10 protein-coding genes and 3 pseudogenes are annotated in these 12,793 nt (G+C 66.3%); 9 read left to right on the top strand and 4 right to left on the bottom strand.

Annotated elements, in window-relative coordinates:
• A partial coding sequence (locus IG08_RS0152260; RefSeq protein WP_030621707.1) for a DNA-directed RNA polymerase subunit alpha C-terminal domain-containing protein occupies positions 1-361 on the top strand: 361 nt, incomplete at its 5' end.
• 382 nt (positions 362-743) lie between these two features.
• Here the strand turns inward: IG08_RS0152260 and IG08_RS0152255 are convergent.
• Complete coding sequence (locus tag IG08_RS0152255) at positions 744-965, bottom strand: hypothetical protein (protein WP_030621705.1); 222 nt, start codon at positions 963-965, stop codon at positions 744-746.
• Here IG08_RS0152255 and IG08_RS58600 point away from each other — a divergent pair.
• Complete coding sequence (locus IG08_RS58600) at positions 964-1,437, top strand: acyl-CoA dehydrogenase family protein (protein WP_078656139.1); 474 nt, start codon at positions 964-966, stop codon at positions 1,435-1,437. The genes IG08_RS0152255 and IG08_RS58600 overlap by 2 nt on opposite strands.
• A gap of 187 nt (positions 1,438-1,624) precedes the next feature.
• A pseudogene (locus IG08_RS62265) lies at positions 1,625-1,866 on the top strand (IS5/IS1182 family transposase); the annotation flags it as partial.
• Between the two features lie 56 nt (positions 1,867-1,922).
• Here the strand turns inward: IG08_RS62265 and IG08_RS63345 are convergent.
• Positions 1,923-2,162, bottom strand: a pseudogene (locus IG08_RS63345) (hypothetical protein); the annotation flags it as partial.
• 403 nt (positions 2,163-2,565) lie between these two features.
• Between IG08_RS63345 and IG08_RS0152245 the strand changes: the two are divergent.
• From IG08_RS0152245 to IG08_RS0152225, 4 genes and pseudogenes are all read left to right on the top strand, one after another.
• The gene (locus IG08_RS0152245) at positions 2,566-3,087 is read left to right on the top strand and encodes a bifunctional DNA primase/polymerase (protein ID WP_052425338.1); all 522 of its coding nucleotides are present in this window, start codon (positions 2,566-2,568) and stop codon (positions 3,085-3,087) included.
• Positions 3,088-3,887: 800 nt separating this feature from the next.
• Positions 3,888-4,170, top strand: a pseudogene (locus IG08_RS63340) (transposase); the annotation flags it as partial.
• 70 nt (positions 4,171-4,240) lie between these two features.
• A complete protein-coding gene (locus tag IG08_RS0152230; protein ID WP_030621697.1) occupies positions 4,241-5,092 on the top strand; it encodes a maleylpyruvate isomerase family mycothiol-dependent enzyme in 852 nt (283 codons plus the stop codon).
• Positions 5,093-5,699: 607 nt separating this feature from the next.
• Positions 5,700-6,176 (top strand): hypothetical protein, encoded by a 477-nt coding sequence (locus IG08_RS0152225; RefSeq protein ID WP_030621695.1) that lies wholly within the window; start codon positions 5,700-5,702, stop codon positions 6,174-6,176.
• 77 nt (positions 6,177-6,253) lie between these two features.
• On the opposite strand, the gene IG08_RS0152220 is transcribed toward IG08_RS0152225, so the two are convergent.
• Positions 6,254-7,981, bottom strand: a complete 1,728-nt coding sequence (locus IG08_RS0152220; RefSeq protein WP_078656136.1) for a glycoside hydrolase family 13 protein — start codon at positions 7,979-7,981, stop codon at positions 6,254-6,256.
• 919 nt (positions 7,982-8,900) lie between these two features.
• Here IG08_RS0152220 and IG08_RS0152215 point away from each other — a divergent pair.
• A complete protein-coding gene (locus IG08_RS0152215; protein WP_030621691.1) occupies positions 8,901-10,238 on the top strand; it encodes a UDP-glucose dehydrogenase family protein in 1,338 nt (445 codons plus the stop codon).
• Between the two features lie 34 nt (positions 10,239-10,272).
• On the opposite strand, the gene IG08_RS0152210 is transcribed toward IG08_RS0152215, so the two are convergent.
• Entirely contained in the window at positions 10,273-11,577 is a 1,305-nt protein-coding gene (locus IG08_RS0152210) for a glycosyltransferase (protein ID WP_158812411.1), read from the bottom strand.
• A gap of 888 nt (positions 11,578-12,465) precedes the next feature.
• On the opposite strand from IG08_RS0152210, the gene IG08_RS0152200 reads away from it, so the two are divergent.
• Positions 12,466-12,793, top strand: a 328-nt coding sequence (locus IG08_RS0152200) for a BtrH N-terminal domain-containing protein (RefSeq protein WP_030621687.1), incomplete at its 3' end; no start/stop codon positions are given.

Raw genomic sequence — 12,793 nt, 5'->3', positions numbered from 1 at the left:
GATCGTCGACGTCGAGACCAAGCAGGCCATGCGTCCCCGTGACGCCATGGCGTCGGCCGGTAAGACCCTGGTCGAGCTGTTCGGTCTCGCCCGCGAGCTCAACATCGACGCCGAGGGCATCGACATGGGCCCGTCCCCCACGGACGCCGCCCTCTCCGTGGGTGAGCTCGTCGCCCGCTCCGAGGCCGACCTCCTGGACATCCGTAACTTCGGTGCGAAGTCCATCGACGAGGTCAAGGCGAAGCTGGCCGGCCTGGGCCTGGGCCTCAAGGACAGCCCGCCCGGATTCGACCCGACCGCCGCCGCACTCGGGGCGGACGACGACGCGGACGCGGGTTTCGTGGAGACCGAGCAATACTGAACGCCGCACTGCGCCGGTCATAGAGACACCTCGCGCACGGGACAGGAGAACCTCCACTCTGTTCCCACCATGCGACCGGCGCAGTGCGGGGAGCGGGCCACATAGGCCGCGCCGAGACAGGTGCCGTAGGAGGCTCCGGGGAAGTTCGGCGTCCGTTCGCCGAGCGCGGCGCTGATCCGCCCGCACCCGACGCGGTCCGGGGCCGCGGGCCTCGGCACGCAGTCGGGGCAGGCGTCGTAGTGGAGGGCCTGCGTTGCGGGGGCAGTGGCCTGCGCGGGGGCGGCGGGCAACAAGGCCGCCCCCGGCAGCGAGGGCGCACAGCAGGGGGCTTACTGAAAGCCTCACGGCGTTGCCCGGCGGCCACGGTCACTGGGCTCCGCATCTACATGTACCGGGCTTCCGGTTCACAGCCGTCGAGCAGGTCGCGAAGGATGGCGCCGACTTCGCCGGCGAACCGCACCGTGACCGGTAGCCGCTCGGCGTAGCGGGCGGAGTTCCAGTTCATTTTCGTCAACAGCAGGACCTCACGCAGCAGGTCCCGGGCGCTCGAGTCGCCAACATGGTCGGTGACCCCCGCGAACCGAGAGCCCCGCTCAGCCACCATGAGGTCGACACAACCAGGGCGACAACGCAGGCCAGGGCCACCATTGCGAGCCCTGACAGAAGCAGAGGGGCCTCGCAACTGCGGGGCGTGCTGTTCGACGAGCCGGGCCAGGCGTTGCTGCAATACGGCGGAGCGCACCGCGTTCGGACGATCCGTCGCCGACTTCCAAGCGAACAGGTTCACCCTCGCCGAGATCGCTACCGAGGTGCAGGTCGCTCGGGTCTTCCTCGACCAGTGCGTCGCCGAACTCGTCGCCGGACGGCTCAGCGCCGTCGACGCCGCCATGGCAAAGTGGTGGACGACCGAACTCCAACAGCGTGGCGTCACCCGCTGTCTCCAACTGCACCGCGGCTACGGTTACATGCAGGAATACGATGTCGCCCGGGACTTCCTCGACGCCCGCGCAAGCACCCTCTACGCCGGTACCACGGAGATCATGAAGGAGATCATCGGCCGCTCCCTGCGCCCTTGACCGGCGCCTCGGAACCCGCCGCCATCTCACGGCTGCGGTGCGGGCGATGACCCCGCCCGCACCGCAACGGACCGCCCATGCGAGAGAAGAACTGCCTCTACCTCTCGGTCACCGCCGACAGGCGGGCTCGCGCAGATCAGGTGCGGAAGCACGAGAGCCAACCGACGGACTTCTACGTGAGCACGGCCTGGGACCGCTGCTGGCACTGGAGCCGGCCAGCGCTTCCGCCGACGGCGTCGACCGGTTATGGATCGTGGACGGCACACTGGTCCCGGTCCGTGACCGGGCGGTGGGAGCCTCCTCCCGTAACGACCGATTCTCGGCGGACGTGCAGGTGATCGTGGACGCAGAGCCTCGCTTGGTGGTGGCCGCGGTCCGTCACCGGTGCCCGGCACGACGGCGGACGCGAGCGCCTGGCAGGACTCGGGGTCGTCGGTGACATGGTCGCCGCCCTTGAAGTACAGCTGCGTGGCGAGGGGCACGTGGCCCGGCGCCGAAACCTTCAGGTACAGGTGGGCGGGCCGCCAGGCATGCCAGCCGGCCGCGATGACGCCGTGTACCACCAGCAGAGAACCTCCTGGTGTCGTACTCGCCGAAGAAGCTGGGCTTCTTCTGAGAGTTGTCCCGCAACGATCGTGCGGAACGGTGTCGCAGGCGGCTGTCGACTGCCCGCGAAGGCGCCGTAGGCTCGCTGCTGCAGCGGCGCCCCCGGCCAACTTCCCCATCGCCCGCGACAGCACCGCGCGGGTCTCAGGCCTCGTCATCATCCGTGCCGTAGAACCGACCGCCACCGTAGTCGAGACGTCGCGCCGTCTCCACGAGGGGCGCCAGCGGATCGCTCTCGAAGGGCGGCCGGCGCAGCGAAGCCCGTGTCTTCCGCCACCTCTCCAAGCACGTCCGTCGAAGGCGGGACCATGACGCAACCACATTCATGGTCTCGACGGACTCTTCTGGGCCCGGAGAACGCGTGAACCAGAAGCGAACATTCCGGAGGCAAACGCCACGGTTCGCCACCCCTTCCGCGCAATAGAAATATCTACCAGCATGAATTTGCCGGGCCTGACCGCTCCGGCGGTGAGGGGGAAGTGCGTCCCGCTCGCGCGGGCCAATGGATCCCGGAGGCACCCCATGCGAACAGTCACGCGGCAGGCCATGGAATGGCTCGCTGCCGCCGCGACCGACCCGAGAGACTGCAAACGGCAGTGGAACTGCGAGATGGGGGCAGCGGTGCTGGCCTGCGGGCGGTTCTGGGACGTGCTGAGCGTGCCGGAGGACCTGGGCATGCCGGCCCTCGACGCCCTGCTGTGCATCCCGCAGCCGCCCGGTCCCGCGCTCGCGGACACCGCTGCCCGCCGGGTGGCCTTCTTCCTGCCTCCGGACCCCGCAAGCCGTTGGATCGGCACGGGCATCCGCTACGCGGGCAAAGGCGCGTGGATCGCGGTACCCGCACCACATCGGACCGCAGGGCGGCTGCGCTGGCTGGTCCCGCCCGACGGCACCGGTGCGCTGTTCGTGCCCGCCGCCGTGGAGCTGGCCCTGCAGCTGGCGCTCGGAAGACTCGCTGAGCGGGCCCATACGAGGCAACGGTGCCCGATGTGCGGGGCACCGACCGCGGGACCCCGCGGCCGCAGTGGCGACCGGCCGGGCTGACCGGCGCACCCGCTGCTGAGGATGCCGCAGTTACACAATCAAGCGCACCACCGTGTGGCGTCCTCAGCATGTGGTGACCAGCTCGGGCTGGCGCACCGGCGGCAGTTCGACGGCACGTTCCCATCGGCCCGGGCTCGGCACGGCGGCCGGGTGCCGGTGTCCGGTCATTGCGGGGGCGACGGAGGCGAGGGCGACCCACTGCGCATCCCGCGCACCTGGAAGCATCCGGCCGCTGGCTTGCCACTCCCTGACGAGAGCGGCGTAGATGGGCGGGTCCCCCTGGGACGTCCCGGTGCATTCGCAGTTCGGCGTCTGTTGCTCCGTGTCCTCCAAGAGGAGACGCCCGGTGGTGACGGTGCAATCCATGATTCTGCAACGCGCCCGCGCACGCCGGCGGTACGCCCTCGTCCTGCCATAGCCCCATCGGATGAGGCTGCGCCCCCGTACGGGGCCATGTGATTGGCGGACAACCTTGTTGTCGCGGTGCCGCCTCATCCCAGCGCCCCCGGGAGGAGGAGCGGCACGAGCGAGCGCAGCATGGATACCTCCCGCGCCCGATGGTCCGCCGGTTGCGGCTGCCGTGGTGCGGGCAGAGCCACGGCGCAGGAACCGCCACATCATCCGGTTGGCGCTGCGCGGCAGCTCGCCCGACTGCGAGCGACACGACCGGCTCACCATCGCCGAACGCCACGAATCAGGCAACTGCACAAGGATAAGGCCGAGTTGAAGCGGCAAACGAGATCCTCACACGGATGGTCGTGGCAGCAGCCCGCCCGCCGGGCATCGAACGCGACGACACGCTCGTCTGGGACCATGTGCGCCTCCATCTCACTGCCGGAATGCGGGAGTTCATCGCTGCGAACGCGGCCTGGCTCACCGTCTTCCAGCTGCCCGCCCATGCACCCGACCTTGAACCCTCAGGAGGGCATCTGGTCGCTGGTCAAACGCGACCTCGGCAACCTCGCCGCAGCTGACCTCGCCCAGATCACCCGGGCGGTGAAGCGCAGACTCAAACAGATCCAGTTCCGGCCCGACCTGGTCGACGGCTGCCTGGCCGGCACTGGCCTGATGATGGGCGGCTGACCGACATGCCCCCGGGAGCTGAGGGAGTATTCGATGGAAGACCCCGCCTCCCGGCTGACAGGCTTTGAGCATGAGTCTCCAGCCCAACGACGTATCCAATCCCTCCTGGCTGGGCAAGCCGATCGACGCTCGCCCGTTGTTCGGGCCAGAACTGGCGTCGCTCCTCGACCTGCTACGCGGTCTGCGGCGCAATGAATGGAACAGGGCCGCGGTCCCGGGCTGGACCGTGCACGATCTTGCCGCCCACATCCTCGGCGACTACCACGGCCGCCTCGGCTGGAGCGCAGAGAGCCACCAACGCGCCATGGCGGCTGGAGAGACGCTGGAAGCGTTCATCCACCGGGTCAACCAGGAATGGATCGACCTTCACGCCGATCACAGCCCCGCCGAGATCATCGAGGCACTGGAACTGGCCGGGCCCCAGGTCGCCCGTCAATTCGAGGGCGCCAGCCTCGACGCAACGGGCCTGGGCGTGTCCTGGGCAGGGGCCGACCCGGCGCCCAAGTGGCTGGATGTCGCCCGGGAGTTCACCGAGTACTGGACCCACCGCCAGCAGATCCGCCACGTCACCGGCCGTCACACCGATCCGGAGACCAACGCTCTGTCCACGGTCCTGGACACCTTCATGAGGGCCTTGCCCCACACACTGCGTGACACGCCCGCACCCGCCGGGACACAGCTCCAGGTGGTCATCGACGAGCCGGCCGTCGGCACCTGGACCGTGACCGCCACCGCGGACCGCTGGTCACTGGCCGAAGCACCCACCGGCCGGCCGGCCGCGTCAGTGCGGCTGGACCCAGAGACCGCCTGGCGACTCTGCACCCGCGGTATTGATCCTGGCACCGCCCTCGCCCGAGTCCGCATCAGCGGAGAGCGCCAGATTGCCGAAGCCGCCTGCCAGATCGTGTCCATCGTCTACTGATGGTCGCTGCGCGTCGAGGTCCATTGCCCTGGTGTGACGGCAGACCGACATCACGCATTCAAGTTCAGTAGCAGCCACCAACTGGGACGAGGCCGATCGGTCCGGCACGCTCAGCCGAAGTGCCGTTGCCGGGGCAGGAACTCACTGGGCGCCGGTCTGGGACGTGATGCGGACGCTGGCCCAGCTGCAAGGCGTAGAGCACGTGCGACTCGTGGAGGCGTCCCGTCGTCACCCGGGCCGACCGCTACTACCGTGCCTGGGGAACCTTCCAGCACGAACACGGCAGAGAACCGCACCCCAACGAACTGTCCGCCCACCTCACCGAACGCGGCATCCTCGACCGCAAAAAGCAGCCCCTCAACCCCAAGGCCCTGGTCCGCTACTTCCTGTAGTTCCGGATCCACCGCATCTGGGCCCAGCATCGAACCCTCGCCGACAATCCGGCACTCGACCAGGTCGCCAAGGACCTCGCCCAGCACGGCATCACCGCCCAATACAACAAACCCATCCACCCAACCGACCTCGCCCAACACCTCGACGCCTACGAACGCCGCTGGCAAACCCTCAACCACGACGACCAGTACCACTAGTAGGTGCTCGCCGTCGTATGGACGAGCTGCGTGAGGAGGCCGATCGCATCCAGGCCGAGTTGGCCTCGGCCGAACAGGAATGGCAGGAGTGGGTGATCGCCCGCAGGCGGGTCGATACGGTGCTGGGTCCGAACGGCGGTACCACCGACGATGCGGAGGTCGCCGAGGATCGCCGGGATGCGGACGCACCGTTGGCGCCTCGGGATGCGGTGAAGTCGCAGGTGCCGGTGTGGCGTGAGGAGCTGCCCTGGTCGGTGCTGTCGGTGGACTACCAGCGCATTCTCAAGGCGCTCGCGGACCGGGTCCGGCTCGGTCAAGGGCCGCTGACCTGCCAGGAGATGGCCGCAGCCTTCGGCATGGACCTGGTGCCGGCGCGGGTGGAGGCACTGCGGTCGAAGGCGAAACGCCTGGTTGCCCGTGGCTGGCTGGCCGAGCCGGCACCAGGCCGGTTCACGCTCGCTGCGAGTGTGACCGGGACAACCGGCGGGTCATGAGCAGGGGGCATCCCTCCGACCGCTCAATCCCGTTTCACGCGCATCGCTCAAGATCGGACAGACAACTGTACTCACGCTCATGGGCGGTATCTGGTGAGCCAAACGGCTGTGTCACTTTGCAGGCAGCTGTCGTGGATCGGCGTACTGGAGAGGATCACCTCTGTGTGATCAGGTAGGGCGACCTGGTGCTCGGACAGATTGACCACGCATTGGAACCCCGGCTCTCGAGTGAAGGAGAGGACCTCTTCCTGGGCCGTGGAGTCCCAGGTCATGATCCCGTCGCCCAGCGCGGGATGCACACGGCGCAGGTGAAGAGCCTTGCGATAGAGATGCAGCATGGATTTCTCGTCGCCGCGCTGGGCCTCCCCGGTCAGGCTCTTCCACGCGGTCGGCTGCGGTAGCCAAGGCTCTGCTGTGGCCGCCGGGGGGCTGTATCCGAACGGTGGGGAATCGCCGGACCACGGCATGGGCACCCGGCATCCGTCACGGCCATGGTCGCTGCCCCCCGAGCGCTTCCAGGTAGGGTCCTGTAGAAGTTCTTCGGGGAGATCCTCGATCTCCCACAGCCCCAGTTCCTCCCCCTGGTAGATGTAGGCACCTCCGGGAAGGGCAAGGACCAGCAGTGCGGCTGCTCGCGCCCGTCTGGTGCCGAGGTCCAGATCGAAAGGTTTGTCCTTGAGGAAGTCGGACAGCGCCCGTACGGGCTCGTCGGGCTGGGGCCTGCCGTAGCGGGAGACGTGTCGCGCCACATCATGGTTGGACAGCACCCACGTCCCCGGTGCGCCGACGGCGCGCAACGCCACGAGGTTGGTGTCGATCGCCTCACGCAGGTGGCTCGCGCGCCAAGGCGCGGTGAGGTAGTCGAAGTTGAAGGCCGTGTGCAGTTCGTCGGGGCGTACGTAGCGGGCCAGCCGATCGGGGGCACCCATCCATGCCTCGGCGACGAATACGCGTGGTTCGTCGTAGGAGTTGGCGATTGCGCGCCAGGCGCGGAAGATGGCGTGAACGCCTTCCCGGTCCCAGTGGGGGTGCCCACCGTCGGCCGCCATCCCGATACGTTCGATGTCCGAGTGACCCAGGTCGGGCAGGCCCTTTTCCTTGACCAGTCCGTGGGCCACGTCGATGCGGATACCGTCCACGCCGAGGTCGAACCAGAACCTCAGGACGGCCTCGAACTCTCTGCGTACCTCGACGTTTTCCCAGTTGAGATCCGGCTGTTCCGGCGCGAACAGATGGAGGTACCACTGCCCGGGTGTTCCGTCGGGCTCGGTCACCCGAACCCAGGCGGGGCCACCGAAGCTGCTGCGCCAGTTGTTGGGTGGCAAGCTGCCCCCCGAGCCGCGCCCGGCCCGGAAGACGTACCGGTCGCGTGCGGTGGAACCCGGCCCAGCGGCCAGTGCCTCGCGGAACCAGTGATGCTGGTCGGACGTGTGGTTGGGAACGATATCGAGGAAGACCCGGAGTCCGAGCTCATGAGCCTCGGTCATCATCCTCTCGGCCTCTTCCAGGGTGCCGAAGACCGGATCGATGGCACGGTAGTCCGAGACGTCGTACCCCCCGTCGGCCATGGGCGAGGGATACCAGGGGTTGAGCCACAGCGCGTCGACCCCCAGTTCCACGAGGTAGGGGAGCCTGTCCCGCAGCCCGGCGATATCACCGATGCCGTCACCGTTTCCGTCGGCGAAGCTGCGGATGTACACCTGGTAGACGACCGCGCTGCGCCACCAGTCATGGGAAACGGCGGAGGTCCGAGCGTGCTGCTGCGCAGTCCCGGGCGAAGAAACGGGGTGGTACGACAGCGTCATGCGACGGCTCCTGTGGTCAACTCGACGAAGGCGCGCTCGTCCCGCGCGACCAGGAAGGCCGCAGTGCCGACAGGAGAACGCCACCGGCGGGGAGCAGGGCGGAAGACCTGCGAAGCGCCTGCACCGGGACAGACCGCTCGGCCACAACCGTCGCCTCCCGTTCCAGAGACGACTGCCGGGCGAGAGGGTGTGGTCCGACGGACTGTCAGCAGGCGTGCGAGCGACAGCCACTGACCGGCCATCGCTCCTGACTGGGACCCATGCATCGTGACGGTGTCCTCCTTGAACCGCAGCTGGTGATGTTCTCACTACGGGGGCTGCATTCTCCAGGCATCAAGGAATGATTCCCCAATTTGCGCTCTACCACGACTAGGTGTCGCCCCTAAGGGAGACATGGGCACCGCGCGTGGAAAGCTGCGGCAGGCGAACACAACTGGCCGGCACGGTGTACATCGGCGGCCGTACAACACAAGGAGAAATCTGTTGACCCCGCGCTTCCGGCTGTCCCAAAGCTCGTCCAGCCGACGGCCGGGCACGCATTCCATCCGCTGTCAGGATATCGCGTGTCCAACGGCCGCCGCAACGGCGGCGGTGTCGCCCAAAATCATTCTCTTGGCTCAGTCACGCTCTGCCGACGTCAGCGTCCCGTAACCGCCCCGCGCGCGCCGCGTCGGAGTGCGCTTCCCCAAACGGCTGCAGCCCTTGAGGCGCGTGTTTGGCCCGCTGCCGTCAGCAGGTCCTGCGCCGACCCCGGCGGATGGCCGGTCGCCGTCTGTCTCACCTTGGCTCTGTTTACCGCACAGCGGCGTCGGTATATATGCCCGATTGCGGCTTCCGTCTTTCCGCTGCCGAGAGGAGATGCCGCCACCGTGCAAGGGTTTCTCTGTCGGGTCCGGCGAGACTGGAAAGGTAGCGGGGCATGGCCATCGGCATCTCGGTGATCGGGACAGGATATCTGGGGACAACTCATGCCGCGTGCATGGCGGAGATGGGCTTCGAAGTGGTGGGGGTCGATATTGATCAGGAGAGAGTCGCTCTGCTGGCGTCCGGCAGGGCGCCGGTGTACGAGCCGGATTTGCAGGAGCTGCTTTCCAAGCACGTGGTGGGGCAGCCTGGATCAACCGGCTTGCTCCGGTTCACGACGTCATGGGAGACGGCTGCCGCAGGCGCGGATGTGCATTTCGTGTGTGTCAGCACGCCCCAGCGCCACGGTGGGCTTGCCGCGGACATGAGCCATGTGGAGGCGGCCATCGAGGCGCTTTCTCCTCACCTGAGCCGTCCGGCGCTGGTAGTGGGCAAGTCGACCGTTCCGGTGGGAAGCGCATCCCGGCTGGCCGAGCGTCTGGCGCTTCTGGCACCGGCGGGACAGGAAGCGGAGCTTGCCTGGAACCCCGAATTCCTGCGAGAGGGCCACGCCGTGGGTGACACGCTGCGACCGGACCGCTTGGTCGTGGGGGTACGCAGCCGGCGCGCCGAATCTCTCCTGCGGGCAGTGTATGCCAAACCAATTTCCCAAGGAGTGCCCTTTCTGGTGACGGATTTCGCCACGGCCGAACTGGTGAAGGCCGCGGCAAATTCGTTCCTTGCCACGAAGATCTCTTTCATCAACGCCATGGCAGAGGTGTGTGAAGCTGCAGGTGCCGATGTGCTGCAGTTGAGTGAGGCGCTGGGGCACGACGCGCGGATCGGCAAAGAGTTCCTCAACGCTGGCTTGGGATTTGGAGGCGGTTGTCTTCCCAAGGACATCCGCGCCTTCATGGCCCGTGCGGGCGAATTGGGTGCCGATCAGGCTCTCACCTTCTTGCGTGAAGTCGACTTGATCAACATGCGTCGCCGAACACGTATGGTGGACATGGCCCGTCAGTACTGCGGTGGTGAATTTCTCGGTAAACGGGTGGCGGTACTCGGGGCCGCTTTCAAGCCGAACTCTGATGACGTCAGGGATTCGCCGGCACTGAATGTCGCGGCTCAGATCCAGCTGTACGGCGGACAAGTCACCGTGTACGACCCTAAAGCCAACGACAACGCACGGAGAGCCTTCCCGACGCTCGACTACGTGGACTCGGCCCGGGGTGCGGCTCATGAAGCGGACATCGTGCTTCATCTGACCGAGTGGCAGGAGTTTCGGGACATGGAACCCGCGGCCCTCGATGGGGTGTGCCACAAACGGATCCTCGACGGGCGTAACTGTTTGGATCCCGTGCGCTGGCGGAAAGCAGGATGGACGTACAGGGCACTCGGGCGCCCCTCAGTCTGAGATGCCGGATGCCTGGGCGCGCTCTGGGGGCCAGTCAGGGACGAAGGGAGACTTCCACATCCTTGCGAGTGCCCCAGGCGGTGTCGCGCAGCGTGCACAGGGAATAGACCCGCACCCACAGCAGGACACCCATGTGCAGCAGGCCGTACAGCGGAGCTAGCAAGAAGGTTCCCAGCCGTTCCGTCCAGGGGATCCGGGTGCGGTCACCGGACTCCAGATATCTTGCCGACCAGGCGTAGCTGAGGAGCATCGCATGCATGAGATACACCAGTAGCAGGGCGCCTTGAGCGCTGATGAGCATCATGGTCATGGCGAAGATCAGTACCCCTGTGAAACAGGTCCAGGAAATCAGCTCCAGCAACGCCAACCAAAATCCCGGCCTACTGATCTTTCCGACCCGAATGATCCACAGTGATTCACGGAAGAACGATTTGTTCCACCGCACCTGCTGCCGTAGGTAGTGCCTGATGTTCTCGGGGACGAGAGTCCAGGCCACTGCGTTGGCCTGCAGGACCGCCTTGCCGGTCAGCAGGCAGTAGTTCGTCATGTGCCGGTCGTCGCCGAAGGTGGACAGTCGGCCCAGGAACCGCTGGTTGAGGAAGCCGTGAAGGTGTTCGCGCACCACGGTTCCGCGGTAGAAGGCCAGCGATCCGCAGCAGCACAGGACCGCTCCCAGCAGGCTGTACGCGGCCCGCTCGTACAGAAACGCATTGGCGTAACGCAGATCGATCAGTCGGGTGAGAACGTTCTTGCGGGCATTGAGGGCCAGTACCAGTCCAGTGACGGCGTTCACCTTGTCCGAGGCGAACGGAAGCATGCCCCGCTCGATGGCGTACTTGTCCAGCACGGTGTCCGAGTCGATGCCCAGGTATATGTCCGTATCGGCATGAAGCCGGAATCCGGCCGCCAGTCCCTGGCGTTTTCCCTTGTTCTCCAAAAATTCCACCACTCGGTAGCCGATGCCCGCGTCACGGAACCGTCGGACCACCTCGGGCGAGAGCGCGTAGGCCAACGCGCGGGAGTCCGTCGAGGCATCATCGACAACCACCAGCGTGGTCGGATGGCGGGTCTGATCCACAACGCTGTCGAGACACCTGGCGAACGCTTCCGGGTCCTCGTTGTAGACAGTGATGATCGCACCGACCGTCAATTCGTTCACCTTCGCCAGGTCCTCAGGGGCTGCGGCTGTCTGCGGCCGCCGGACGAGCGAAGCCCCCAGTTTGGCGAACATCAAGGCGAAGACGGCGGTCCCGTAGACGGATGCCATGGTGCCGCCCTGCGTGATCAGGATGATCGCCACAACCACCAGCATCGCAGCGGCCGAGATGAAGCGACTCATCGGTGACCACGCCGAGCGTGCAAGCGGGTCAACAACAACCCGAGGGCAATCAGGGCGAAGCACCCCAGGACGATCCACAGAGGGAGGAGCGCGCCACCCGCCAGAGCACGGTTCACTTCGGCATTGACGAAGCTGGCATTCATGGCGCCGGCCTTCCTCTCGATACCCGGACTGCCTGGCGGGAATATCCAGCATCTGCACTCACAGGCATGGGTGTTCCCGTGCGAGGTCTACGAGGTGATTCGGCAATGAACACTGCACGTACCAATTTTTTTGGATGACAGAACGCCGAGTGCAGCGGATTCAACCATGCGCGTCTTCGTGAGGCTCCTCATACGCCCGGTCCCGCCTCGCGACGGAGACACCGCATTAGGGGTGGCTTGGAGCGGACGGCGTGTCCAGTTACTGAGCAACCAGCCTTGGGCCGAGCCACTCAGTCTTCATGCGATGACACCAGCCTACGTCGTGCGACATGAATTGTCGGCCTGGGGTGGCGAGCTGCTGGGCGCTCTGCCGTAGCTGGTCACCTCGTTCCAGGCGATCGGCTGCGTTTCCGAACCGATGGGCGACACAATCACACGACGGCGCAGCCGAGTTGAAGTTTTAGGGGCGCGAGCACGTAGAACTGCGGCAACAGGGCCTCCTGGATCTCGATTGGCTTCGCAACCCCGAGCTACCAAGAGGCCATGCCTTCATGCCTGCGGCCAGCGGCGATCACCCGATCGAGACTCCCGTTCGACGCACACCCCTCAAGATCGGAGCGGCAACAGCCACTAACGCATAGACCTAACGAAGCACTACTCGCTAGGCCTTGTCCGGCGGATCATGCCTGGGACGTGATGGTCTGGCACCTTCGTTGTCGTCTGGTGAGGGAGGAGAATGAGCGGTATGGCCATGGTGAAGGACATCGATGTCCGCGGTATGCAGCACTGTGAGACGACGGCGCTGGGCGTGCTGCTGCGGCATGAGGGACTCGACTTGTCCGAGCCCATGCTGTTCGGGCTCGGCTCCGGGCTGTCCTTCATCTACTGGGACAGCAAAGCCATGGGTTTCCCCTTCCTGGGAGGCCGGGTCAAGCCGTTCGAGCTCACCAGGAACCTGGCCGCCGTACTCGGGATTGAGCTGCTGGTCGGGGAGACCACTTCCCCGCGCAAGGCATGGCAGAACGTGGCGGCACCCATCGACGCCGGTCGGCCGGTCGGGCTGCAGCTCGACA

It is taken from the genome of Streptomyces fulvoviolaceus, from assembly GCF_000718165.1.
GTDB classification, from domain to species: domain Bacteria; phylum Actinomycetota; class Actinomycetes; order Streptomycetales; family Streptomycetaceae; genus Streptomyces; species Streptomyces fulvoviolaceus.
Note: the sequence above shows the minus strand (reverse complement) of the source record. Positions and strands in the feature narration are given on the sequence as shown.